Source organism: Kluyvera sp. CHPC 1.2972 (assembly GCF_036759925.1).
Classification (GTDB): domain Bacteria; phylum Pseudomonadota; class Gammaproteobacteria; order Enterobacterales; family Enterobacteriaceae; genus Kluyvera.
The window spans coordinates 13868-38941 of record NZ_JAPKIB010000005.1 but is presented as its reverse complement, the minus strand read 5'-3'; the positions used below and the strand labels follow the sequence as shown (position 1 = coordinate 38941).

Sequence of the window (25074 nt, the reverse complement as noted above, 5' to 3'; positions counted from 1 at the left end):
CGCCTCATTCCCTTAATTCAACCCAATTAGTATTTTCGCCACCAAGAAGTTGATAAATAGTTAATCCACTAACTACATCACCGGTTAACTCACTAGTCCCCCCAACAACCCCCAGTGTTCTCCAGCTACGAATATAATCTTCCTGTATGTTGCGGAATAATTTCCACGAATCTGTTCTCAGCGTAAGCGTTGAGGCTGAGCCGAAAGAAAGAACAAGATCTCCCGCTGAAAAAGCAATATCACCATCCTTGTCATCCCCGCCTAAAAGCTTTGCAGTCTGGCGATAGGTATCGCGCAAAGGCATTTTTTTGGGATCTTCATGATATAATAAATAATAACCATTTTCCCAAACATTCTCACTTCCCTGCATCATTAAAGGAATTCCATAACTTTTACAGGCAGCACCAATGCTTGCTTTACATAAACCAAAGCCACCGATAACTTGCATTCCGCCACTAATAAATCCAACTCGTTTTAATGTTATGGTAAGTGTAGAATGCCTTTCTTTTTCCCGTTCAACTATTGCGTATAATTTCACACTCCCCATTTGTAACTGAGTATGGGACTTACTTAGAATTTGATAGTGCTTTTGTAAACATTGCATTGCTCCAGCAAAATCCAATCTACTATGTTGATAATCGTTAATATAACTATTAACGAGTCGATGTTCCTCTGCCATAAACTCGGAGCGTAGGTGACTATCACGTAAATATAAAAAACCAATTTCAAAAACGAGTTTATATATTTTTTCTTTTTCGCGTTGTAAATTCATTAATCCATAACTACTCAAATAACCCCCTGTTATTTCCCGAACAATTTAGCTTGAATTTTAATACTCCAAATTAAATTTATGAAAAATGGTGTAAAGAAGAGCGAAATAAGAGCTACAACAACACAGAAAAGAATGTTTACTATAAAAAACTCTATACCATCAGAAAATGATGCGAAAATTAATGCTAATAGTAAAGCAACAGTCCAGGCATAATATTTCCAGGCGTAGAGAAAAAATGCCCGACCTAAGCTGATTTTTTTCACTTTTGCGAGCTTAATCAGAATAGCAGCATCCTTTTTTTTCATACCCGCTTTCGCCAGTATGCCTTCCAATTCATTATCCATTCAATAGTCCTATTGCTTATTAAGCATAAATATAAAAAACACATATAACTAAGTAATCACATTATTAAATTACTCCTTGTGAAATAATAACAAAGTGATAAAGATCAAATCGAACATTAGAATATTCAATAAAAAATAAATTAAAGACATAAAAAAACCCGCCGTAGCGGGTTTTTACTTAAGAGTTAAAATACAGGCTTATGCCTGACCTTTGATCTCTTTACGACCGTTGTACGGCGCTTGTTCACCCAGAGCTTCTTCGATACGAATCAGCTGGTTGTACTTAGCAACGCGGTCAGAACGGCTCATAGAACCAGTTTTGATCTGGCCTGCAGCGGTACCAACAGCCAGGTCAGCGATGGTAGCGTCTTCAGTTTCGCCAGAACGGTGAGAGATGACAGCAGTGTAGCCAGCGTCTTTCGCCATTTTGATCGCAGCCAGAGTTTCGGTCAGGGAACCGATCTGGTTGAATTTGATCAGGATGGAGTTAACGATGCCTTTTTCGATGCCTTCTTTCAGGATCTTGGTGTTGGTTACGAACAGATCGTCACCAACCAGCTGGATTTTGTCGCCCAGTACTTTGGTCTGGTATGCGAAACCAGCCCAGTCAGATTCGTCCAGGCCATCTTCGATGGAGACGATTGGGTACTGTTTGGTCAGTTCTTCCAGGAAGTGAGTGAACTCTTCGGAGGTGAATGCTTTGTTGCCTTCGCCAGCCAGAACGTATTTACCGTCTTTGTAGAATTCAGAAGCTGCACAGTCCATCGCCAGAGTGATGTCTTTGCCCAGCTCGTAGCCAGCTGCTTTAACCGCTTCAGCGATAACAGCCAGAGCTTCAGCGTTGGAACCCAGGTTAGGAGCGTAGCCGCCTTCGTCACCCACTGCAGTGTTCATACCTTTAGCTTTCAGAACTTTAGCCAGGTTATGGAACACTTCGGAACCCATACGTACAGCTTCTTTCAGGGATTTCGCGCCAACTGGCTGAATCATGAATTCCTGAATGTCGACGTTGTTGTCAGCGTGCTCGCCGCCGTTGATGATGTTCATCATCGGAACTGGCATGGAGTATTTGCCTGGGGTGCCGTTCAGTTCAGCGATGTGAGCGTACAGTGGCAGACCTTTAGCAGCAGCTGCTGCTTTGGCGTTTGCCAGAGATACGGCCAGGATTGCGTTCGCGCCGAAGTTGGATTTGTTCTCAGTACCGTCCAGATCGATCATGATCTTGTCGATGCCAGCCTGATCTTTAGCATCTTTACCCAGCAGAGCCTGAGCGATTGGGCCGTTTACCGCACCAACAGCTTTCAGTACGCCTTTACCCATGAAGCGAGATTTGTCGCCATCACGCAGTTCCAGTGCTTCGCGGGAACCAGTAGAAGCACCTGACGGCGCTGCTGCCATACCGACGAAACCACCTTCCAGGTGTACTTCTGCTTCAACAGTCGGGTTACCACGGGAGTCGATGATTTCACGACCGATGATTTTAACGATTTTGGACATTAGGTTTTCCTCAGTACAAGTTAAACTAAAACTCCAGACAAACAACGCCCCTCGTGGGGCGTTGCCGTTCTAACTTTTCTTACTTCTGGCGCTTCTGGTACTCGCTTGCGGCTTTCACGAAGCCAGCAAACAGCGGGTGCCCATCACGCGGCGTGGAAGTAAACTCCGGATGGAACTGACAAGCAACGAACCACGGGTGGTTCGGAACTTCGATGATCTCGACCAACTGATCATCCCCGGAACGGCCCGCAACGCGCAGACCTGCAGCTTCAATTGGTTTCAACAACATGTTGTTGACTTCATAGCGGTGACGGTGACGCTCAACGATCGTTGGCTCGCCGTACATCTGGCGGACCAGGCTGTCATCGCTAAGCTGGCACTGCTGCGCACCAAGGCGCATTGTACCGCCGAGATCGCTCTTTTCAGTACGAACTTCGACATTGCCATCTTCATCACGCCATTCGGTAATGAGCGCCACAACCGGGTACTTACAGTCTGGCACAAATTCCGTAGAGTTGGCGTTTTCCATGCCTGCAACGTTACGCGCGAATTCGATCAGCGCAACCTGCATACCCAGGCAGATGCCCAGATAAGGAATTTTGTTTTCACGCGCATAGCGTGCGGTAGCGATCTTACCTTCAACACCACGGTAGCCGAAGCCGCCAGGGATCAGGATAGCATCCAAATCTTTCAGAATTTCGACGCCGCGCGTTTCCACATCCTGCGAATCAATCAGCTTGATGTTAACGGTTACGCGGTTTTTCAGGCCACCGTGTTTCAGCGCTTCAATCACCGATTTATAAGCATCTGGCAGTTCAATGTACTTGCCGACCATACCAATCGTGACTTCGCCTGCCGGGTTCGCTTCTTCGAAGATAACCTGTTCCCATTCGGCCAGGTTTGCTTCCGGGCAGTTCAAGCTGAATCGTTTACAAATATAATCGTCCAGCCCCTGAGATTTCAACAGGCCTGGAATTTTATAAATGGAATCGACGTCTTTCATTGAAATAACGGCTTTTTCTGGCACGTTGCAGAACAATGCAATTTTTGCACGTTCGTTGGCCGGAACCGCACGATCGGAGCGACAGATCAGAATATCTGGCTGAATACCGATGGACAGCAGCTCTTTCACGGAGTGCTGAGTCGGTTTGGTTTTGACTTCGCCCGCGGCTGCCATATATGGCACCAGAGTCAGGTGCATGAACAGCGCGTTTTCACGACCGATATCCACGGCCAGCTGACGAATCGCTTCCAGGAATGGCAGAGATTCGATATCACCAACGGTACCGCCGATTTCAACCAGCACCACATCATGACCTTCGCCACCGGCGAGGACGCGTTCTTTGATCGCGTTAGTGATGTGTGGGATAACCTGCACGGTTGCGCCCAGATAGTCGCCACGGCGCTCTTTGCGCAGGACATCTGAGTAGATACGGCCGGTAGTGAAGTTATTACGGCGAGTCATTTTGGTACGAATGAAGCGCTCATAGTGACCCAGGTCCAGGTCGGTTTCAGCGCCGTCTTCGGTAACGAACACTTCCCCGTGTTGGATCGGGCTCATGGTGCCAGGATCGACGTTAATATACGGATCCAGTTTCATCATGGTCACGTTGAGGCCACGGGCTTCAAGAATGGCTGCCAGGGATGCTGCGGCAATGCCTTTACCCAGAGAGGATACGACCCCGCCGGTCACAAAAATATAGTTCGTTGTCATGCTGGACCTGAGAAGTTAGGGTGAAACGATGGAATAACCAAGACGGGAAAGTAGTATACCCGAACATGGCGAGCGCCACAAACTTTCATTCTCGCTCCTCAATCGCCGCAGAAACAAACATGGGGAGTGAGAAAATAGCCCCTTTGGGGTAAAAGTTTTTGACGCAAATCAAGCGCTTGTCATTTAAGATTTCGCACTTTTCGCCCTTTCCCACAAAAATTCTTTAGAGATCAGATTCCTGCCGTTTTACCTGCTGCCAAACTTCTTCCATCACATCGAGATCCACACCGGTCATTTCCAGGCCACGCGCGGCGACAATCCGCTCAACTTCGCGGAAACGGCGCTCAAATTTTTCGTTCGCCTTCTGCAATGCGGTCTCTGCTTTTACCCCTAAATGGCGAGACAGGTTAACGGTGGCAAACAGCAGGTCGCCCACCTCTTCTTCCAGTTTAGCCTCGTCGACCACCGCCTGCCTGGCTTCGTCCATGACTTCGTCGATCTCTTCGTAGACTTTATCGAGCACCGGGCCAAGCGTGGTCCAGTCAAAGCCAACGGCCGAGCAGCGTTTCTGGATTTTGTGCGCCCGCATCAGCGCCGGGAAAGCACGTGGGATATCGTCCAGCGCGGAGTGCTGCGCTTTCTCTGCCCGTTCAGCGGTTTTGATTTTCTCCCACCGGGTCAACACTTCCTGGCTGTTTTCGGCGCTGGCGTCGCCGAAGATGTGCGGGTGGCGACGCTCCAGCTTGTCGCTGATAGCGGCGCAAATATCGTTGAAATCAAAGCGCCCCTCTTCCTGGGCCATCTGCGCGTAAAACACCACCTGGAACAGCAGGTCGCCCAGTTCGCCGCGCAGGTCGTCAAAATCTTCGCGCGCAATAGCGTCAAGCACTTCGTATGTCTCTTCCAGCGTGTAAGGGGCGATGGTGCTAAACGTCTGCTCTTTATCCCACGGGCAGCCGTTTTCCGGGTCACGCAGGCGCTGCATGATGCCGAGCAGTCGGTCGATTTGAGTCATGATGATTCCTTGCAAAAAGAGAGTGTTACCCTCCCCCATTGGGAGAGGGTAAAAAGAACATTAACCGCCGTGCAGTCGACGGGCGTCGATCACATCCGGCACCTGGTTCAGTTTGCCAAGCACGCGGCCCAGCACCTGCAGGTTGTAGATTTCGATGGTCATGTCGATGGTCGCCATCTGCTGTTTGGTATCGCTACGGCTGGCCACGCCCAGCACGTTCACCTTCTCGTTGGCGAGAATGGTGGTGATATCGCGCAGCAGGCCGCTGCGATCGTTGGCCTGAACGCGCACCACCAGCGAGTAGCCCGCCGAGTAGCTTTCACCCCAGACGGCATCAACGATGCGCTCCGGCGCGTGCGACTGCAGTTCCGCCAGCTGTTCGCAGTCCGCCCGGTGCACGGAAATCCCGCGCCCCTGGGTGATAAAGCCAACAATCTCGTCGCCGGGAATCGGCTGACAGCAGCGCGCAATGTGGTGCATCAGGTTACCGACACCTTCCACCACGACGCGGCCGTTATCTTTGCTGCGGTTCTGCGGCGTATACGTCTTCTGCTGAAGCTGTTTCAGCGCGGCGGCGTCCTGCTCGGCGGCGCTCGGCTTATTGAACTGCGCCTGCAGGAAATTCACCATCTGGTTGAGGCGAATGTCACCGCCGCCGATGGCCGCCAGCAGCTCTTCCACGTCGTTAAAGTTGTAGCGCGGCAGCAGGTGCTTCTCGGCTTCCTTGAGGCTGATGCCCAGATGCTCCAGCTCATCGTCGAGGATCTGCCGCCCGGCCAGCACGTTCTTGTCCTTGTCCTGTTTACGGAACCAGGCGTGGATTTTCGAACGTCCGCGACTGGTCGTCACGTAACCGAGGTTCGGATTCAGCCAGTCGCGGCTCGGGTTTGGCTGCTTCTGGGTGATGATTTCAATCTGGTCGCCCATCTGCAGCTGATAGGTGAACGGCACAATGCGCCCGCCAATCTTGGCGCCGATGCAGCGGTGGCCGACGTCGCTGTGAATGTGATAGGCGAAGTCCAGCGGCGTAGAGCCTGCCGGAAGGTCCACCACGTCGCCTTTTGGCGTAAACACATACACGCGGTCGTCGAAGACCTGGCTGCGCACCTCGTCGAGCATTTCGCCGGAGTCGGCCATCTCTTCCTGCCACGCAATCAGCTTACGCAGCCAGGCGATACGATCTTCGTGTCCGGAGCGTGGGCCGCTCGCCGTGCCAGTACCCTCTTTGTATTTCCAGTGCGCGGCGACGCCCAGCTCGGCGTCTTCGTGCATCTGTTTGGTACGAATCTGGATTTCAACCGTTTTGCCGCCCGGCCCTAATACCACCGTATGGATGGACTGGTAGCCGTTTGGTTTCGGGTTTGCGACGTAGTCATCGAACTCATCTGGCAGGTGGCGATAGTGAGTGTGCACTATCCCCAGCGCGGCGTAGCAGTCCTGCAAACGCTCCGCGACGATACGCACCGCACGCACGTCAAACAGCTCGTCAAAAGCGAGGTGTTTTTTCTGCATTTTGCGCCAGATGCTGTAGATGTGTTTCGGGCGACCGTACACTTCGGCCTTCACGCCTTCGGTCTTCATTTCGCTGCGCAGATGGCCGACGAAATCGGAAATGTAGTGCTCGCGGTCAATACGACGCTCATGCAGCAGCTTCGCGATACGCTTGTACTCTGCCGGGTGCAGATAACGGAAGCAGTAATCTTCCAGCTCCCATTTGAGCTGGCCGATGCCTAAGCGGTTAGCCAGCGGCGCATAGATGTTGGTACATTCTTTAGCCGCCAGCACGCGTTCATCTTCCGGCGCATCCTTCACTTCGCGCAGGTGGGCAATACGTTCGGCAAGCTTGATAACCACGCAGCGGAAATCATCCACCATCGCCAGCAGCATGCGGCGGACGTTATCCACCTGCTCGGAGGAGACCGCATCGGTATGGGTGGCTTTCAGTTGGCGAATAGCCGCCATGTCGCGCACGCCGTGAATCAGAGTCACGACGGATTGACCGGCGCTTTCGCTCAGCACTTCTTCACTGACAACGTTAGCGTCTACTAACGGAAACAGCAGCGCGGCTCTCAGCGTGTCGTTATCCATACTCAGCGTAGAGAGGATTTCAACCATCTCCACGCCGCGCCACAGCATCAGTTCGGCGTCATCATGTCCTACGGTCTGGCGGCGACAATAATCCCAGGTCTCGGCTAAGCGTTCACACGACTGCTGGCTGGAAATTCCCAGACTTGCGATCCATTTTTGTGGGTCAAATTCACCAGCTTTATTGAGATGTGCACTTCTTACCGCAACCATTGTCCTCTCCTTTCAGGGACCGGCCTGTCGAAGTCGACAAGCCACCGTTATTACCTACGCTCAAACAGCACCATAGATTCCTGGTGCCCAGTGTGCGGGAACATATCAAGCATTGCCATACGCTGAATTTGGTACCCCGCATTCAACAACGCCTCGCTATCGCGCGCCAGCGTCGCCGGGTTACAGGAAACGTATACCACCCGCGTTGGCGCTAATTTTATAACATGCTGCATCACGCCCGGTGCGCCAGCACGGGCAGGATCGAGTAAAACTTTGTCAAAACCGTGTTTCGCCCACGCCTGAAGTGTTACATCATCTTCCAGATTCTCGTGGAAGAAGGTGACATTCTCCAGGTGGTTCAGCGCGGCGTTTTCCCGCCCTTTCGCCACCAGCGCCGGGACGCCTTCAACGCCGACGACGCTTTGCGCGCGGGTGGCCAGTGGCAGGGTAAAATTCCCCATTCCGCAGAACAGATCCAGTACACGGTCGGTTGACTGTATATCGAGCCACGACAACGCCGTTGCAACCATCTGCTGATTCACACCGTCGTTTACCTGAATAAAATCGCGCGGGCTGAAGGTTAAGCGTAGCCCGTCTGACGAATACCAGGGCTCCTCGCCGGTCACGCGTTCAAGTATCTCGCTTTCCGGCGCCAGATAAAGCGCAACGCCGGAAGAATGCGAAAAGCGTTCCAGTTTTTCTTTATCTTCATCCGAGAGCGCCGCCGTATGGCGCAGCACCATCAGCGGACCGTTGTCGGCACTGACCAGTTCAACGTGTCCGAGCTGGCGTTTTCCCTTCAGGCTCTCCAGGCATTCCCGTACACCGGGCAACAGCGCCTCAAGATTGGGCACCAAAACAGGGCATTGCACCACATCGACAATGTCGTTCGAATTCGCTTTGCGAAAACCCATCTGCAATTTTTGCGTTTTAGGCTGATAATTCACGCTCAGCCGCGCCCGACGGCGGTATCCCCAGGGGTCGCCCGAGATAACTTCATCCACGTCGTGCTTCATTAACCGGTTCAACGCCTCGCGCTTGCTGCGCTGTTGTAGTGCAACGGCAGCATGCTGCTGCTGACAGCCACCGCAGACGCCAAAATGCGGGCAGCGCGGGGTTTCACGCTCGGAACTGGTGGTCAGACGGCGTTTTACCTGCCCGCGCGCGTACTGTTTTTTATCTTCCGTCAGGGTCACTTCCGCGCTTTCATCTGGCAATAACCCATTGATGAATAATGCTTTACCGTTGTGGCGCGCCACTCCTTGCCCGAAGGGGTCAAGACTGCTGACTGTCACGGTTATGATCTGGCGCGTCGTCACGCGCCGTTTTGCAGAGTAGAATTGCGCCATCGTAGAGATTGTTCTCAATCAAAAATATTGCCCTGATTCTCCCACAACGGACCTCCATGACCAACTACAGCCTGCGTGCAAGAATGATGATTTTGATCCTGGCGCCGACCGTACTCATCGGTTTATTGCTCAGTATCTTCTTCGTCGTACACCGCTATAACGACCTGCAGCGTCAGCTGGAAGACGCCGGTGCCAGCATTATTGAACCGCTCGCCGTCTCCAGTGAATATGGTATGAATTTGCAAAATCGCGAGTCGATCGGCCAATTGATCAGCTTGCTGCATCGCCGTCATTCCGATATTGTGCGCGCCATTTCCGTTTACGATGAGCACAACAAGCTGTTCGTCACCTCGAACTATCAGCTGGATCCCAGCGAGCTGCAGCTACCGCACGGCACGGCGTTTCCCCGAAGGCTAAGCGTCACGCGGCTTGGCGATATCATGATTCTGCGCACGCCGATAATCTCCGAGCATTATTCGCCGGACGAGTCGCCGCAGTCGGATGCCAAAACGCCGATCAACATGTTGGGCTACGTCGCGCTGGAACTGGATCTAAAATCGGTGCGGCTCCAGCAGTACAAAGAGATTTTCATCTCCAGCGTGATGATGCTGTTCTGTATTGGTATTGCGCTGATCTTCGGCTGGCGGCTGATGCAGGACGTCACGGGGCCAATTCGCAACATGGTGAATACCGTTGACCGTATCCGACGAGGGCAGCTCGACAGCCGCGTTGAAGGCTTTATGCTTGGCGAGCTGGATATGCTGAAAAATGGCATCAACTCGATGGCCATGTCGCTCGCCGCCTATCACGAGGAGATGCAGCATAACGTCGACCAGGCCACTTCTGACCTACGAGAAACGCTGGAGCAGATGGAGATCCAGAACGTGGAGCTGGACCTGGCGAAAAAGCGCGCGCAGGAAGCCGCGCGTATCAAGTCCGAGTTCCTGGCCAACATGTCGCATGAGCTGCGTACGCCGCTTAACGGGGTGATCGGCTTTACCCGCCTGACGCTCAAAACCGAGCTAAACCCAACCCAGCGCGACCACCTCAACACCATCGAGCGTTCGGCCAACAACCTGCTGGCCATCATCAACGACGTGCTCGACTTCTCGAAGCTGGAAGCCGGTAAGCTGCTGCTGGAAAGCATTCCCTTCCCGCTGCGTAACTCTCTTGATGAAGTGGTCACCCTGCTGGCACACTCGGCCCACGATAAAGGGCTGGAGCTGACGCTCAATATTAAGAACGACGTACCGGATAACGTCATCGGCGACCCGCTGCGTCTGCAGCAGGTGATCACCAACCTGGTGGGGAACGCCATCAAGTTTACCGAAAACGGTAATATCGACGTGCTGGTTGAGCAGCGCGCCGTTAGCAATAACAAAGTGCAGATTGAAGTGCAGATCCGCGATACCGGGATTGGTATTCCAGAGCGCGATCAGTCCCGTCTGTTCCAGGCCTTCCGTCAGGCGGATGCCAGTATCTCCCGACGCCATGGGGGCACCGGGCTGGGGCTGGTTATCACCCAGAAACTGGTGCGCGAGATGGGGGGAGATATCTCCTTCCATAGCCAGCCAAATCGCGGTTCCACGTTCTGGTTTAATATCAACCTCGATCTGAACCCGAACGTGATTACCGATGGGCCTGATACCAGCAGCCTGAAGGGCAAACGCATTGCCTACGTGGAGGCTAACGCCGCCGCGGCGCAAGCCACGCTGGACATGCTCGCCTCTACCCCGCTGGAGGTGGTCTACGCCGTCAGCATTGCCGCGCTGCCAGCCGAGTTTTACGACATTCTGCTGGTTGCCGTGCCGGTCTCCGTTCGCGACCTGACTATTCACCGCGAGAAGCTGAGCATGGCGCTGAATATGACCGATCACCTGGTGCTGGCGCTGCCGTGCCACGCGCAGGTCGATGCAGAAGCGCTGAAGAAGGACGGGGCATCAGCCTGTCTGTTGAAGCCGCTGACCATTACCCGACTGATGCCGGTGCTGCTGGAATTTAGCCTCAGCACGTCTTCTCAGATTGCCGTTCCACATACCGAACATCGCCTGCCGATGACGGTCATGGCGGTGGACGATAACCCGGCCAACCTGAAGCTGATTGGCGCGCTGTTAGACGATCAGGTGCAGCACGTAGAGCTTTGCGAAAGCGGCCACCAGGCCGTTGAGTGCGCCAAGCAGATGAAGTTCGATCTGATTCTGATGGATATTCAGATGCCAGATATCGACGGCATTCGCGCCTGCGAGCTGATACGCCAGCTTCCTCACCAGCAGCAAACGCCGGTGATTGCCGTCACCGCCCACGCCCTTGCTGGGCAACGCGAGAAACTGCTGACCGCCGGTATGAACGACTATCTGGCGAAGCCGATTGAAGAGAACCGGTTACATGATTTACTGCTGCGCTATAAGCCCGGCGTGAACGTGGTCCCTCGTCCGGTGAACGCCGAACCCATTGAACCGCCGGTCGATCTGAACGCCACGCTCGACTGGCAGCTGGCGCTGCGTCAGGCGGCCTATAAGCCCGACCTGGCGCGCGAAATGCTGCAAATGCTGGTCGCCTTCCTGCCGGAAGTGCGTAACAAAGTGGAAGAACAGCTGGTTGGCGAGCAGCCAGAAAATCTGGTCGATACGATTCATAAACTGCACGGTAGCTGCGGCTACAGCGGCGTGCCGCGTCTTAAGCATTTGTGTCATCTGATAGAGAGCCAGCTGCGCAGCGGCACGGTGGCGGAAGAGCTGGAACCGGAGCTGCTGGAGCTGTTAGATGAGATGGACAATGTGACCCGGGAAACCCGGAAAATGTTGGGGTAGGTGCAGATCCCGGCGGCGCTTCGCTTGGCCGGGCTACATTTGATTGGTAGCCCGGGCGAGCGCAAGCGACCCCGGGGCAACCTACAGCGCCTGCCCTAGCTTAATGACCGCCGCAATATTCCGCGCCGCCATTCGTACGTTCTCCCCCGCTTCCGCTAGCGCCTCCTCCAGCGTGCAAATGCGATACATCACGCTGAATACCGCACCAATCCCGTGCTGATGCACCACGCCGACGTCCGGCGTCAGGCTGCCAGCAATGCCAATCACCGGGATACCGTAGCGTTTCGCCACCTTCGCCACGCCCACTGGCACTTTGCCGTGAATCGTCTGGCTATCCATCCGCCCTTCACCGGTAATCACCAGACTGGCATCCGCCACCAGCGCATCAAGATGCAATGCCTCGGTGACAATCTCAATGCCGGGCCGCAGCGTTGCGCCGCAGAACGCGGACAACGCGGCCCCCATTCCTCCCGCCGCGCCGCCGCCCTCTAGCGTCAGTACGTCGCAGCCTAAATCTCGTTGGATACATGTCGCATAGTGCGCCAGAGCCCGATCCAGGAACGCCACCATCTCCGGCGTCGCCCCCTTTTGCGGCCCAAATACCGCCGAGGCGCCCTCTTCCCCGGTAAGTGGATTCGTGACATCGCAGGCAACATCAATCTGACAGCCCGACAGCCGGCTATCCAGCCCGCTGATATCAATACTCGCCAGCGTCTCCAGCCCGGCACCGCCAGGTTGAATCGGCTGTCCGTCTACCGCCAACAGCTTTGCTCCCAGCGCTTGCACCATCCCTGCGCCGCCATCATTAGTGGCGCTGCCGCCAAGGCCAATAATAATGCGGCTCACGCCACGGTCCAGCGCGTGGCGAATAAGCTCTCCCGTTCCCCTGGAGGTGGTGTGAAGCGGGTTGCGCAGCGCGAGCGGCACGCTTTCCAGGCCGCTGGCCGCCGCCATCTCAATAAACGCGCATTGCTCATCGCCGGAAATACCGAAGAAGCCTGACACGGGAGAACCCAACGGGCCGGTCACTTCAACCTCAATCACTTGCCCCTGTGTTGCCGCCACCATGGCTTCTACCGTCCCCTCGCCGCCGTCAGCAACCGGCAGCTTGACGTACTCAGCGTCGGGGAAAATCTCGCGAAAACCCTCTTCTATCGCACCGGCAACATCGAGCGCGCTCAGGCTTTCCTTGTAGGAATCAGGGGCAATCACAATCTTCATAGGCTGTCCTTATACGAGTTTGCGGCAATCAGCTTAGCGCACCATGCAGGGACGTTTGTTATCAAATGTCCAGTTTGGGATCAGGTACTGCATTCCCATCGCGTCGTCGCGTGCGCCGAGGCCATGCTTTTTGTACAGCTCGTTAGCCTTCATCACCTGGTCCATATCCAGCTCTACGCCCAGACCCGGTTTGTTCGGCACTTGCACCATGCCGCCTTTGATTTCAAACGGTTCTTTGGTCAGACGCTGATTACCTTCCTGCCAGATCCAGTGAGTATCAATCGCGGTAATTTTCCCCGGTGCGGCGGCAGCGACATGGGTGAACATCGCCAGCGAAATATCGAAGTGGTTATTGGAGTGCGAGCCCCAGGTCAGGCCGAACTCATGGCACATCTGCGCCACGCGAACCGAGCCCTGCATGGTCCAGAAATGCGGATCCGCCAGCGGAATATCCACCGACTGCAGCGCCAACGTATGACCCATCTGTCTCCAGTCGGTAGCAATCATGTTGGTCGCCGTCGGCAGCCCCGTCGCACGGCGGAATTCGGCCATTATTTCGCGCCCGGAGAAGCCCTGCTCCGCCCCGCACGGATCCTCGGCGTAGGCGAGCGTTCCCTTAAGGTATTTGCCAATCTTAATCGCTTCGTCCAGCGACCATGCCCCATTCGGGTCGAGGGTCACGCGCGCCTGCGGGAAGCGTTTTGCCAGCGCCACGATAGACTCTGCTTCCTCTTCACCTGCCAGCACGCCGCCTTTCAACTTAAAGTCGTTGAAGCCGTACTTTTCATACGCCGCTTCCGCCAGGCGCACCACCGCATCCGGAGTCATCGCTTCGTCATGACGTAGCCGATACCAGTCACATTTCTCGTCCGGCTGGCTTTGATACGGCAGCGGAGTTGCGTGGCGGTTCCCGATAAAGAACAGGTAGCCCAACATTTCGACTTCACTACGCTGCTGCCCTTCCCCCAGCAGCGATGCCACATTCACGCCCAAATATTGGCCTAACAGATCCAGCATTGCCGCTTCGATACCAGTCACCACGTGAATAGTGGTACGCAGGTCAAAGGTTTGCAGGCCGCGGCCGGTGGCATCACGGTCGGCGAAGGTGTTGCGCACGGCGTTCAGTACGTTTTTGTACTCGCCCAACGTTTTCCCCACTACCAGCGGAATGGCGTCTTCAAGAGTCAGGCGGATCTTCTCACCGCCGGGGATCTCCCCTACTCCCGTATGACCCGCGCTATCTTTGATAACCACAATATTACGAGTAAAGAACGGCGCATGAGCGCCACTCAGGTTCATCAGCATACTGTCATGCCCGGCAACCGGGATAACCTGCATAGACGTCACGACGGGCGTAGAAGCGTGAATTGACATGGTGCAATCCTTGTTAACAGTGGCGATAGCGAGAACGGCGTGCACAACTTTGCGCTTCTCACTATCAAAAAGAGGGAATGGCTTAACGCAGTATAGGAAGCGGCGAGCGGCAGCTCATCGTGCAAATGCACAATTTTATTAGGGGATATTGTCAGATGATATGGCTAACGTACAAATAGCAGCCGGTACGACACTGTCGTACCGGTGCCTGAAGCAAAGCGTTTATTTCAACAGCGTTGCCCACTGCTCAACCCACGGATTGGAGATGCTCTCCGGCTCCGGGTCTTCGGACGCATCGATCATCAGCATGTCGCCAATGCGCTGCGCGCCTTGTTCTTGCAGCAACGCGTCGAACCGCTTACCGCCGCCGCAGAAATTGGCGTAGGTGCTATCACCCAGCGCAATAATGCCGTAGCGCAGATGGGGCTGATACATATCCTGCAGATCGTTAAACAGCGGCACGATGCTATCCGGCAAATCGCCCTGACCGGTGGTGGACGTCACCACCAGCACGTACTTTCCGGTATAGCTTTCCCAGTCGGAGACCATCGGGTCTTCAAATACCTTCGCCTGATGGCCAAGACCGCTCAGAATGGTTTCCGCTTCTTCGGCCACCAACAGCGAATTGCCGTACATGGTGCCGACAAAAATCCCTACTTCAGCCATGATTTAACTCCCTGTTTACTTCTCGATAGCTTCATCCTGACCGGAGTCGGCCACAAACTCAACCCTTTCATTCTCGGGGAGAAGTCCGCGCCAGCCGAAATGTGATAGCGCCTGCATCCAGACGTCATCCAGCCCGGCGCGAATGGTCAGCGGCTCGCCGGTAAACGGGTGGGTTAACGAGAGCTGGCTGGCGTGCAGCATCAGGCGATGGCAGCCAAAATGCTCTGCGGCGCTGCGGTTCTGGCGCAGGTCGCCGTGCTTACTGTCGCCAAGAATCGGGTGGCGAAGATGCGCCAGATGGCGACGCAGTTGATGCTTGCGGCCAGTTTTCGGCTCCAGCTCTACCAGCCCGTAACGGGTGGTCGGGTAGCGCCCGGTAGCGACCGGCATTTCCACCGTCGCCAGGCCGCGATAGTGGGTTACCGCTGGCTGCGGGTCTTTATTTTCGCGGGCAAACTTATCGGCGATTTTATCGAGCTCTTCCACCAGCGGGTAGTCGAGCACCGCGTTGTCGGTCAGCCAGCCACGCACGATGGCGTGATAGCGCTTCTGCATCTGGTGCTGCTCGAACTGCTGCGACAGCAGGCGGCCTGCTTCGCTGGAGAGCCCCATCAGCAGTACGCCGGAGGTTGGGCGGTCAAGGCGATGGGCAGTGAAGACGTGCTGACCAATCTGGTCACGCACCGTTTGCATCACCACCACTTTTTCATCGCGATCGAGCCAGCTACGGTGAACCAGCCAACCGGAGGGCTTATTCACCGCCACCAGCCACTCATCCTGGTAAATAATTTCCAGCATCAGTGCGCATCGCTCACGAAGAAGGCATCCAGCTGTTCCAGCGGCGGCAGAATGATAGCGCGCAGCGGATGGGCGGCATCCAGCGCCATTTCATAGTACGGAGCGATAGCAAAACCGGTTGGCAGCGGCATGCCACCGTCGAGAAGCTGGTGCATCTTTGGGATCAGTACCCATTGCAGCCACTCTAGCGGCTCCAGCGTATCCATACAGAACGGCTGGTCGCTGGCAAATGCGCTCTCATGCGGTGCCGTCTCCTGCCAGTGTTCATGCTGACGCAGCAGAGTTTCAATAAGCAGTAGTTGGTCGCGTAAGTTGTCGTGGCGTGTCATGGAAACCTCAGAGGAAACAAAATCGGGCGCAGGATATCACTAGTTGGCGGGAAACAAAAAAAGGGAGCACTGTAAAAACAGTGCTCCCGGTTCGTTTCGCAGCAATCCAGCTACTTTTGGTGCTCCCTGCTCGTCCGTGACAACTTTTCCTGTGGTCTCCTGACCATGTTCATCCATAAACGGTTGCATCCTGCATCACACCACCCCGATGTGATTTCACCCAATCCGTGAGTGTATCCTGATCTTCCTGATCCACCAGATATCCTGTCTGGCTCTCATTCTCCGTCCTGGAGGTGTCCTTTAACGCGTACCTGCGTTATCCTCTTGCTTCATCCTGAAGCCTTTCCTTGAATCACCTTCCCGGTGTGTCCTATGAAGCGTCATCATCCTGATGTTCACTTCATTGTGCGACTCCCTGTCGACGTAGATAGAATCCGCTATTCCGCCCTGTCTTACAAGTGCCTGTCAGGCAAACACTTAAGGCTTACATGAGAGATTAAGCGTGAAAGATTCAGTTATCTTATTGATATACAACAAAATGACTAATCAAATGGGATGAGTGTCTTACTTATATTCTGGCGATCTCTCACAAGGCGTGTAAGAGATCTCTCACAAGGTGATGGGCAAATTGTCTTACAGGAGAGGCTCAAGTTGAGTCAGGAAACTCGCAAGAGAGGAGGCAAGCGGCAGACGATTACGGGTTCCGAGCGTCTCTTTGACCACTTCACCGGTCACGTTGCACACGGAAATTACGTCCAGCTCACTGTCCAGCGTGGCGATAAAAAGCGTCGGTGAAAGCTTCAGGCGCTTTTGCGTGACCAGGTGACCAATCAGGTTTTCCTGCACGCGGCGGAAATCGTCGGGACTCCACACCTGCAGTAACGTCAGGGTTTCGCCCATGAACATCGCGCGCATATCACCCGCATACTGAGTGGTATAATAGGTGTGAATGGGTTGTTGTACCACAATCTCCATTGCGCGTTCAACGCCATTTACATTCTGCTCGCCGTCGAACGGCTGAGGCTGCCAGAGCACCTCATCATCGGTCGTCGAAACCTGGCACGGGGACGGAATGCCGTAAAGTTCCTCGCTGCGCGGCAGGCTGTTGTGCTCACGCTGCCAGGCATCGCAATAGCGTTGGGTGAAAGCGTGTAATGCGTCTGCGGTCTGCTGATCCACGAATTTCTCTCTTCTGGTTAGCTAAGATACACTAGAAACAATAGTGTACCTGCTTTGTAACGGTGAAACATGTCTTCTTATGAGAACCACCAGGCGCTGTCTGGCCTGACCCTGGGTAAAACCACAGATTATCGCGATACTTACGATGCCTCTCTGCTTCAGGGCGTACCGCGCAGTTTAAACCGCGATCCTCTGGGGCTGCACGCCGATACCCTGCCGTTCCACGGCGCGGATATCTGGACGCTGTACGAACTCTCCTGGCTTAACGCCAAAGGGCTGCCGCAGGTGGCCGTTGGCCACGTCGAGCTGAGCCACGCGACGGTCAATCTGGTGGAGTCCAAAAGCTTCAAACTGTACCTCAACAGCTTCAACCAGACGCGCTTTGACAGCTGGGAAGTGGTGCAGCAAACGTTGGAGCGCGATTTAAGCGCCTGCGCGCAGGGCGTGGTGACCGTCGCGCTGTACCGTATCGATGAGCTGGAAGGCCAGCCTATTGCCCATTTCCACGGCAACTGCATCGATGATCAGGATATCGAGATTGAAAGCTACGAGTTTAATGCCGACTATCTCGACGGCGCCGCCGGGCAAAAAGTGGTGCAGGAGACGCTGGTTAGCCATCTTCTGAAGTCCAACTGCCTGATCACCCATCAACCAGACTGGGGCTCCGTGCAGATCCAATACCGCGGCACGCAAATCGACCGCGAGAAGCTGCTGCGTTATCTGGTCTCCTTCCGTCATCACAACGAATTCCACGAGCAGTGCGTTGAACGTATCTTCAATGACATTCTACGTTTCTGCGCGCCGGAGAGCCTGAGCGTTTACGCCCGCTACACCCGTCGCGGCGGTCTGGATATCAACCCATGGCGCTCAAACAGCGAGTTTGTCCCGGCTATTGGACGACTGGTACGTCAGTAAGCTTAACAAAATCTCAATTTTGCGCGCTTTGTTCCGCGCTGAGGTTGTAGTAAACGGGCCAGCGAGGCTATTGTAATCATCAAGGAAGACGATTTTCGTCCCGTAAGGAGTTCACTTGATTACACATATTAGCCCGCTTGGCTCAATGGATATGTTGTCGCAGCTGGAAGTTGACATGCTTAAACGCACGGCCAGCAGCGACCTGTATCAATTGTTCCGCAACTGTTCCCTGGCCGTACTGAACTCAGGCAGCCTGACCGATAACAGCAAAGAGCTGCTGTCCCGTTTTGAAAGCTTCGACATTAACGTGCTGCGCCGCGAGCGCGGCGTGAAGCTTGAACTGATTAATCCCCCGGAAGATGCCTTCGTTGACGGGCGTATTATCCGCTCGCTGCAGGCCAACCTGTTTGCCGTCCTGCGCGATATTCTGTTTGTCTACGGGCAGATCCATAACACCGTCCGCTTCCCGAACCTCGATCTGGAAAGCTCGACCCACATTACCAACCTGGTTTTCTCTATTCTGCGTAACGCCCGCGCGCTGCACGTCGGGGAAGCACCGAGCATGGTGGTGTGCTGGGGCGGTCACTCCATTAATGAAAACGAATACCTGTACGCTCGCCGCGTCGGTAACCAGCTTGGTCTGCGTGAGTTGAACATCTGCACCGGCTGCGGCCCAGGCGCGATGGAAGCACCAATGAAAGGCGCCGCGGTGGGTCACGCACAGCAGCGCTATAAAGAAGGTCGCTTTATCGGCATGACCGAACCGTCGATTATTGCCGCTGAGCCGCCTAACCCGCTGGTGAACGAACTGATCATCATGCCGGATATCGAAAAGCGTCTGGAAGCGTTTGTCCGTATCGCCCACGGGATCATCATCTTCCCGGGTGGCGTCGGTACGGCGGAAGAGCTGCTGTATCTGTTGGGCATTCTGATGAACCCGGCAAACAAAGACCAGGTGCTGCCGCTTATCCTCACCGGTCCGAAAGAGAGCGCCGACTACTTCCGCGTGCTGGACGATTTTGTCGTGCATACGCTGGGTGAAGGCGCGCGCCGTCATTACAAAATCATCATTGATGATGAAGTCGAAGTGGCGCGTCAGATGAAGAAAGCGATGCCGCTGGTGAAAGAGAACCGCCGTGATACCGGTGATGCCTACAGCTTCAACTGGTCGATTCGCATTGCGCCAGACCTGCAAATGCCGTTCGAGCCGTCGCACGAAAACATGGCTAGCCTGAAGCTCTATCCAGACCAGCCGGTTGAAGTGCTGGCCGCCGACCTGCGTCGCGCCTTCTCCGGCATCGTGGCAGGTAACGTGAAGGAAGTGGGCATTCGCGCTATCGAAGAGTTTGGGCCGTACAAGATCCACGGTGATAAAGAGATGATGCGCCGCATGGATGAACTGCTGCAGGGCTTCGTGGCCCAGCACCGTATGAAACTGCCAGGCTCTGCCTACATTCCCTGCTACGAAATCTGCGCTTGAGTCTGACCTCAGCGTAATTCACTCCCCCTTCCGGCGGTCTTTTCCGCCGGAATCTCCCTCAGAACCGTCCGTCTGACACGCCTATTCATTCATAGCCAATCGTTTGCGTTCGTTAATCAACCGCACATTATTAGCCATAGTTATGATTAAGCGCTAATAAACGCCATTTTCACCATTTTTATCAGCAAAAACATCGTATTTACCCCCTCAACCATTTACCACACATACTGCGAATGGTAGCCTTCGCGACCATTAATTTCTGTATATATTGCAATTACAGTAAAAACACCTGCAATACCCCACACGAAAAGTGGATTATTACATTTGCGATCATGATCACTGATACATTTACCAGTTAAATGTACATTTGCGCTCGTCTAAAACGGTATCGGGTAAAAATCACAAAAAAGCCGGTACTTATAAAATTTAATCTTGGTTTTAACGTTCTTTTTATTTTATTTGACTAAAAAATTAGCATTTTCCTTCCTCCAGGAGATACAGATGGAAAACACTCAAACCAGCACTATCGTCACAGCAGAATCTGCTAGCGGATGGCGCAAAACAGATACAATGTGGATGCTGGGTCTTTACGGCACCGCAATCGGTGCAGGCGTACTGTTCCTGCCAATCAACGCCGGCGTTGGTGGCATGATCCCGCTGATCATCATGGCTATCCTTGCTTTCCCGATGACCTTCTTCGCACACCGCGGTCTGACTCGCTTCGTGCTGTCCGGTAAAAACCCGGGCGAAGACATCACTGAAGTCGTTGAAGAGCACTTCGGTATCGGCGCAGGTAAACTGATTACCCTGCTCTACTTCTTCGCTATCTACCCAATCCTGCTGGTTTACAGCGTGGCTATCACCAACACCGTCGAAAGCTTCTTGGCTCACCAGTTGCACATCACGCCGCCACCGCGCGCGCTGCTGTCGCTGATTCTGATCGTCGGTATGATGACCATCGTCCGCTTCGGTGAGCAGATGATTGTTAAAGCGATGAGCATCCTGGTGTTCCCGTTTGTCGCCGCCCTGATGGTTCTGGCTCTGTACCTGATCCCACAGTGGAGCGGTGCAGCGCTGGAAACGCTGTCCTTCAGCAGCGCAGCCTCTACCGGCAACGGCCTGTGGATGACCCTGTGGCTGGCAATCCCGGTGATGGTGTTCTCCTTCAACCACTCACCAATCATCTCCTCCTTCGCGGTCGCGAAGCGTGAAGAATACGGCCAGGGCGCAGAGAAAAAATGCTCCTCTATTCTGGCTCGTGCCCACGTGATGATGGTGCTGACCGTAATGTTCTTCGTCTTCAGCTGCGTATTGAGCCTGTCCCCTGCGGACCTGGCGGCGGCAAAAGAGCAGAACATCTCCATCCTGTCTTACCTGGCGAACCACTTTAACGCGCCGGTTATCGCCTGGATGGCACCGATTATCGCGATTATCGCTATCACCAAATCCTTCCTGGGCCACTACCTGGGCGCACGTGAAGGCTTTAACGGTATGGTTATTAAGTCTCTGCGTAGCAAAGGCAAAACCATCGAAATCAACAAACTGAACAAAATCACTGCGCTGTTCATGCTGATTACCACCTGGATTGTGGCAACCATGAACCCAAGCATCCTGGGGATGATTGAAACCCTGGGCGGCCCAATCATCGCGATGATTCTGTTCCTGATGCCGATGTATGCTATCCAGAAAGTACCGGCAATGCGTAAGTACAGCGGTCACATCAGCAACGTCTTCGTTGTCCTGATGGGTCTCATCGCTATCTCCGCTATCTCCTACTCTCTGTTTAGTTAATCACCCTGCGCCGTCCCTCGGGGCGGCGCTCTTCAATACCATAGGGACGCCTCATGATTAGCGTATTCGATATTTTCAAAATCGGCATTGGTCCTTCCAGCTCACACACCGTTGGGCCAATGAAAGCAGGCAAACAGTTCACGGACGACTTGATTGCGCGTGGGATCCTCAATGATATTACTCGCGTAGTCGTCGATGTTTACGGCTCACTCTCTCTGACCGGTAAAGGTCACCATACGGATATCGCCATCATTATGGGTCTGGCAGGAAATCTGCCTGATACGGTCGATATCGAGTCTATCCCGGCGTTTATCCAGGATGTGAACACCCACGGTCGCCTGATGCTGGCTAACGGTCAGCACGAAGTGGAGTTCCCGGTTGACCAGTGCATGAACTTCCATGCTGACAACCTCTCTCTGCATGAAAACGGCATGCGTATCACCGCACTGGCGGGCGACAACGCCGTTTACAGCAAAACCTATTATTCCATCGGCGGTGGCTTTATCGTCGATGAAGAGCACTTCGGTCAGCAGACTGAAGCGCCGGTGACCGTACCTTACCCGTACAAAAATGCCGCCGATTTACAGCGTCATTGTAACGAAACCGGGCTGTCACTCTCTGGCCTGATGATGCAAAACGAACTCGCGCTGCACAGCAAAGAAGAGCTGGAAAAGCACTTCGCTGACGTCTGGGCAGTGATGAAGGGCGGTATCGAACACGGCACCACCACTGAAGGCGTCCTGCCGGGCAAACTGCGCGTTCCGCGCCGTGCCGCAGCGCTGCGCCGCATGCTGGTGAGCCAGGATAAAATCAGCAGCGACCCAATGGCGGTGGTGGACTGGATCAACATGTTCGCGCTGGCTGTTAACGAAGAAAACGCCGCCGGTGGCCGCGTAGTGACGGCGCCAACCAACGGTGCCTGCGGGATTGTTCCTGCGGTGCTGGCGTACTACGACAAGTTTATCCGTGAAGTGAACGCTAACTCGCTGGCACGCTACATGCTGGTCGCGAGCGCGATTGGCTCACTGTATAAGATGAACGCCTCTATCTCCGGCGCCGAAGTGGGCTGCCAGGGTGAAGTGGGCGTGGCCTGCTCAATGGCGGCTGCCGGTCTGGCAGAGCTGCTGGGCGCAAGCCCGGCGCAGGTGTGCATCGCCGCGGAAATCGGCATGGAACATAACCTCGGACTGACCTGTGACCCGGTCGCAGGCCAGGTTCAGGTACCGTGCATCGAGCGTAACGCCATTGCCTCGGTGAAAGCGGTAAACGCCGCGCGTATGGCGCTGCGCCGTACCAGCGAGCCGCGCGTGTGCCTCGATAAGGTTATCGAGACCATGTACGAAACCGGTAAAGACATGAACGCCAAGTATCGCGAAACCTCTCGCGGCGGCCTGGCGATGAAAGTGGTTGCCTGCGACTAACGTCATCCCCCCAGAGGCCTCGTGCAGTTTTGCGAGGCCTCTTCCCGTTTTATCCCCCGCCAATAGCCTCACTCTGTCGTGAATGTTACCCTTACCGCTCGAATCGTTAGGGAGAACACCTGTGGCCGTCCATTTGCTGATTGTTGATGCACTCAACCTGATACGCCGTATTCATGCCGTTCAGGGTACCCCCTGTGTGGAAACCTGCCAGCATGCGCTGGATCTGCTGATTGCCCATAGCCAGCCGACTCACGCGGTGGCGGTGTTTGACGATGAAGCGCGCAACAGCGGCTGGCGACACCAGCGTCTTCCTGACTACAAGGCGGGCCGCCCACCGATGCCGGAAGACCTCCACGCTGAGATGCCCGCGCTGCGCGCCGCCTTCGAGCTACGCGGGGTTCGCTGCTGGGTCTCCAGCGGTAACGAGGCCGACGATTTAGCGGCAACGCTGGCGGTGAAAGTCGCTGGCGCGGGCCATCAGGCCACCATCGTCTCCACCGATAAAGGCTACTGCCAGTTGCTCTCGCCAAACCTGCGCATTCGCGACTATTTTCAGAAGCGCTGGCTCGACGTGCCGTTTATCGAAAAAGAGTTCGGCGTTCAGCCGCATCAGTTGCCGGACTATTGGGGGCTGGCGGGCATCAGTAGCTCGAAGGTGCCGGGTGTGGCGGGCATTGGCCCGAAGAGCGCCACCCAGCTGTTAACGCAGTTTCCCACGCTGGAAGCGCTGTATGAGCATCTGGATGAGGTGCCGGAGAAGTGGCGCAAGAAGCTGGTAGAACATCGGGAGATGGCGTTTTTATGCAGGGATATCGCACGGCTGGATACGGATTTGCATATCGATGGGAATTTGCAGCAGCTCAGGCTGAATAGATAACGCCGCCCCCCGGATAGGCTCGGAGCTAACCCCGGCGTCGCTGCGCTCGGCCGGGCTACAGAGAAGGCAATCACCACGCGGTATGATACAGCTCGACGATATCCGCCACACTCGCTTCACGGGGGTTCCCGCCCGTACATACATCATCAAAGGCAGCCTGTGCTAACGCCGGGATATCCTCTTTCTGAACGCCCACATCGCGTAAATGCAGCGGGATACCGACATCGCGATTAAGCGCAAATACGGCATTAACGGCCGCGTTCCGTGCTTGCGCCAGGCTCAGCGTTTCCACTTTCTCACCCATTGCTCGCGCGATATCACGGAACTTCTCGCCGGTATACTCGGCGTTGTAACGCATGATATGCGGCAGCAAAATGGCATTTGCGACGCCGTGAGGAGTGTTATAAAACGCCCCCAGCGGGTGCGCCATCCCATGAACAAGCCCCAGACCTACGTTGGAAAACCCCATTCCTGCGACATACTGCCCCAACGCCATAGCCTCACCGGCTTCACGTTCCCCCGCCACCGAACCGCGTAAGGCACCGGCGATGATCTCAATGGCCTTAATATGCAGAGCATCCGTCAACGCCCACGCACCGCGAGTAATGTAGCCTTCAATGGCGTGGGTCAGCGCATCGACGCCGGTCGCGGCCTTCAGTGCGGGTGGCATGCCATCCATCATATCGGCATCAATAAACGCCGCCTGTGGAATATCATGCGGGTCGACACAGACAAACTTACGCCGCTTCTCTTCGTCCGTTATCACATAATTAATGGTCACTTCCGCCGCCGTACCTGCCGTCGTGGGAATTGCCATCACCGGCACGCTTGGCCTGCGCGTTGGCGATAGCCCTTCCAGGCTACGCACATCCGCAAACTCTGGATTGTTGCTGATAATGCCAATGGCTTTACAGGTGTCCTGAGGTGAACCGCCACCAATCGCCACCAGATAATCAGCCCCACTTTGCTGGAACGCCTTCAGCCCTTCCTTCACGACGTGAATGGTCGGATTAGGGATCACGCCATCGAACATCTCCCACGCCAGCCCCACCGCGTCCATTTTCGTCGTCACTTTCGCCACTACGCCACATTGCACCAACGTTTTATCTGTCACAATCAGCGCTTTATGATAGCCACGGCGCGTCACCTCATCGGTTAACACCGCCACGGCTCCCCGGCCAAACCACGCCGTTTCATTCAGAATCATTCTGTTCGCCATCGCCC

Annotated in this window: 20 protein-coding genes; 6 read left to right on the top strand and 14 right to left on the bottom strand. The window is 54.7% G+C overall.

The genetic code is table 11. The features are described 5' to 3' along the window. Positions 1–4: 4 nt before the first annotated feature. The 7 genes from V6944_RS10395 to rlmD form a co-directional block, all read right to left on the bottom strand. Positions 5–772 (bottom strand): DUF4225 domain-containing protein, encoded by a 768-nt coding sequence (locus tag V6944_RS10395; protein WP_333498891.1) that lies wholly within the window; start codon positions 770–772, stop codon positions 5–7. A 29-nt stretch (positions 773–801) separates the two neighbouring features. Continuing rightward, positions 802–1116 carry a hypothetical protein gene (locus V6944_RS10390; protein WP_333498890.1) on the bottom strand — a complete coding sequence of 105 codons (315 nt, stop codon included), beginning with the start codon at positions 1114–1116 and terminating at the stop codon, positions 802–804. Positions 1117–1314: 198 nt separating this feature from the next. Continuing rightward, entirely contained in the window at positions 1315–2613 is a 1299-nt protein-coding gene (gene eno, locus V6944_RS10385; protein ID WP_035892853.1) for a phosphopyruvate hydratase, read from the bottom strand. Between the two features lie 79 nt (positions 2614–2692). After that, complete coding sequence (gene pyrG, locus V6944_RS10380) at positions 2693–4327, bottom strand: glutamine hydrolyzing CTP synthase (RefSeq protein WP_035892851.1); 1635 nt, start codon at positions 4325–4327, stop codon at positions 2693–2695. Between the two features lie 223 nt (positions 4328–4550). Further along, positions 4551–5342 carry a nucleoside triphosphate pyrophosphohydrolase gene (gene mazG, locus V6944_RS10375; protein ID WP_035892850.1) on the bottom strand — a complete coding sequence of 264 codons (792 nt, stop codon included), beginning with the start codon at positions 5340–5342 and terminating at the stop codon, positions 4551–4553. Between the two features lie 60 nt (positions 5343–5402). Then, a complete protein-coding gene (gene relA, locus V6944_RS10370) occupies positions 5403–7640 on the bottom strand; it encodes a GTP diphosphokinase (protein WP_185667999.1) in 2238 nt (745 codons plus the stop codon). Positions 7641–7690: 50 nt separating this feature from the next. Further along, on the bottom strand, positions 7691–8989 hold the full coding sequence (gene rlmD / locus V6944_RS10365; RefSeq protein ID WP_333498889.1) for a 23S rRNA (uracil(1939)-C(5))-methyltransferase RlmD: 1299 nt from the start codon (positions 8987–8989) through the stop codon (positions 7691–7693). 56 nt (positions 8990–9045) lie between these two features. Here rlmD and barA point away from each other — a divergent pair, with 56 nt between their 5' ends. Continuing rightward, a complete protein-coding gene (barA, locus tag V6944_RS10360) occupies positions 9046–11799 on the top strand; it encodes a two-component sensor histidine kinase BarA (protein ID WP_333498888.1) in 2754 nt (917 codons plus the stop codon). A gap of 81 nt (positions 11800–11880) precedes the next feature. Here the strand turns inward: barA and V6944_RS10355 are convergent, their stop codons facing one another. The 6 genes from V6944_RS10355 to syd all read right to left on the bottom strand — a co-directional run bounded on the left by V6944_RS10355 (position 11881) and on the right by syd (position 17366). Then, on the bottom strand, positions 11881–13020 hold the full coding sequence (locus V6944_RS10355; RefSeq protein WP_333498887.1) for a glycerate kinase: 1140 nt from the start codon (positions 13018–13020) through the stop codon (positions 11881–11883). A 33-nt stretch (positions 13021–13053) separates the two neighbouring features. Then, a complete protein-coding gene (gene gudD, locus V6944_RS10350; RefSeq protein WP_333498886.1) occupies positions 13054–14394 on the bottom strand; it encodes a glucarate dehydratase in 1341 nt (446 codons plus the stop codon). A gap of 222 nt (positions 14395–14616) precedes the next feature. Then, complete coding sequence (locus tag V6944_RS10345; protein ID WP_185667994.1) at positions 14617–15060, bottom strand: flavodoxin; 444 nt, start codon at positions 15058–15060, stop codon at positions 14617–14619. Between the two features lie 15 nt (positions 15061–15075). Beyond that, the gene (truC, locus tag V6944_RS10340) at positions 15076–15858 is read right to left on the bottom strand and encodes a tRNA pseudouridine(65) synthase TruC (protein WP_333498885.1); all 783 of its coding nucleotides are present in this window, start codon (positions 15856–15858) and stop codon (positions 15076–15078) included. Further along, on the bottom strand, positions 15858–16187 hold the full coding sequence (locus V6944_RS10335; RefSeq protein WP_333498884.1) for a YqcC family protein: 330 nt from the start codon (positions 16185–16187) through the stop codon (positions 15858–15860). Before V6944_RS10335 ends, truC begins: the two co-directional genes overlap by 1 nt. A 633-nt stretch (positions 16188–16820) precedes the next feature. Further along, positions 16821–17366 (bottom strand): SecY-interacting protein, encoded by a 546-nt coding sequence (gene syd / locus V6944_RS10330; RefSeq protein WP_333496643.1) that lies wholly within the window; start codon positions 17364–17366, stop codon positions 16821–16823. A gap of 69 nt (positions 17367–17435) precedes the next feature. Between syd and queF the strand changes: the two genes are divergently transcribed. From queF to xni, 5 genes are all read left to right on the top strand, one after another. Then, positions 17436–18281, top strand: coding sequence for an NADPH-dependent 7-cyano-7-deazaguanine reductase QueF (gene queF, locus V6944_RS10325; RefSeq protein WP_333498883.1), 846 nt, complete (start codon positions 17436–17438; stop codon positions 18279–18281). 115 nt (positions 18282–18396) lie between these two features. Then, positions 18397–19761, top strand: coding sequence for a nucleotide 5'-monophosphate nucleosidase PpnN (gene ppnN, locus V6944_RS10320; RefSeq protein ID WP_035892831.1), 1365 nt, complete (start codon positions 18397–18399; stop codon positions 19759–19761). A 501-nt stretch (positions 19762–20262) separates the two neighbouring features. Next, positions 20263–21552 carry an HAAAP family serine/threonine permease gene (locus V6944_RS10315; protein WP_185667989.1) on the top strand — a complete coding sequence of 430 codons (1290 nt, stop codon included), beginning with the start codon at positions 20263–20265 and terminating at the stop codon, positions 21550–21552. A gap of 53 nt (positions 21553–21605) precedes the next feature. Continuing rightward, on the top strand, positions 21606–22973 hold the full coding sequence (locus V6944_RS10310) for an L-serine ammonia-lyase (protein ID WP_333498882.1): 1368 nt from the start codon (positions 21606–21608) through the stop codon (positions 22971–22973). 121 nt (positions 22974–23094) lie between these two features. After that, complete coding sequence (xni, locus tag V6944_RS10305) at positions 23095–23850, top strand: flap endonuclease Xni (protein ID WP_333498881.1); 756 nt, start codon at positions 23095–23097, stop codon at positions 23848–23850. 70 nt (positions 23851–23920) lie between these two features. Here xni and fucO read toward each other — a convergent pair whose 3' ends face one another. Then, positions 23921–25069 carry a lactaldehyde reductase gene (gene fucO / locus V6944_RS10300; RefSeq protein ID WP_333498880.1) on the bottom strand — a complete coding sequence of 383 codons (1149 nt, stop codon included), beginning with the start codon at positions 25067–25069 and terminating at the stop codon, positions 23921–23923. Positions 25070–25074 lie beyond the last annotated feature (5 nt).

What these genes read in the sequence shown, in the direction of transcription:
- barA (WP_333498888.1), top strand. Translation starts at nt 9,046, where the DNA reads ATGACCAACTACAGCCTGCGTGCAAGAATGATGATTTTGATCCTGGCG.
- V6944_RS10310 (WP_333498882.1), top strand. Translation starts at nt 21,606, where the DNA reads ATGATTAGCGTATTCGATATTTTCAAAATCGGCATTGGTCCTTCCAGC.
- eno (WP_035892853.1), bottom strand. Translation starts at nt 2,613, where the DNA reads ATGTCCAAAATCGTTAAAATCATCGGTCGTGAAATCATCGACTCCCGT.
- V6944_RS10335 (WP_333498884.1), bottom strand. Translation starts at nt 16,187, where the DNA reads ATGACACGCCACGACAACTTACGCGACCAACTACTGCTTATTGAAACT.
- relA (WP_185667999.1), bottom strand. Translation starts at nt 7,640, where the DNA reads ATGGTTGCGGTAAGAAGTGCACATCTCAATAAAGCTGGTGAATTTGAC.
- fucO (WP_333498880.1), bottom strand. Translation starts at nt 25,069, where the DNA reads ATGGCGAACAGAATGATTCTGAATGAAACGGCGTGGTTTGGCCGGGGA.
- rlmD (WP_333498889.1), bottom strand. Translation starts at nt 8,989, where the DNA reads ATGGCGCAATTCTACTCTGCAAAACGGCGCGTGACGACGCGCCAGATC.
- queF (WP_333498883.1), top strand. Translation starts at nt 17,436, where the DNA reads ATGTCTTCTTATGAGAACCACCAGGCGCTGTCTGGCCTGACCCTGGGT.
- V6944_RS10395 (WP_333498891.1), bottom strand. Translation starts at nt 772, where the DNA reads ATGAATTTACAACGCGAAAAAGAAAAAATATATAAACTCGTTTTTGAA.
- V6944_RS10315 (WP_185667989.1), top strand. Translation starts at nt 20,263, where the DNA reads ATGGAAAACACTCAAACCAGCACTATCGTCACAGCAGAATCTGCTAGC.
- V6944_RS10390 (WP_333498890.1), bottom strand. Translation starts at nt 1,116, where the DNA reads ATGGATAATGAATTGGAAGGCATACTGGCGAAAGCGGGTATGAAAAAA.
- V6944_RS10345 (WP_185667994.1), bottom strand. Translation starts at nt 15,060, where the DNA reads ATGGCTGAAGTAGGGATTTTTGTCGGCACCATGTACGGCAATTCGCTG.
- V6944_RS10355 (WP_333498887.1), bottom strand. Translation starts at nt 13,020, where the DNA reads ATGAAGATTGTGATTGCCCCTGATTCCTACAAGGAAAGCCTGAGCGCG.
- truC (WP_333498885.1), bottom strand. Translation starts at nt 15,858, where the DNA reads ATGCTGGAAATTATTTACCAGGATGAGTGGCTGGTGGCGGTGAATAAG.
- gudD (WP_333498886.1), bottom strand. Translation starts at nt 14,394, where the DNA reads ATGTCAATTCACGCTTCTACGCCCGTCGTGACGTCTATGCAGGTTATC.
- pyrG (WP_035892851.1), bottom strand. Translation starts at nt 4,327, where the DNA reads ATGACAACGAACTATATTTTTGTGACCGGCGGGGTCGTATCCTCTCTG.
- mazG (WP_035892850.1), bottom strand. Translation starts at nt 5,342, where the DNA reads ATGACTCAAATCGACCGACTGCTCGGCATCATGCAGCGCCTGCGTGAC.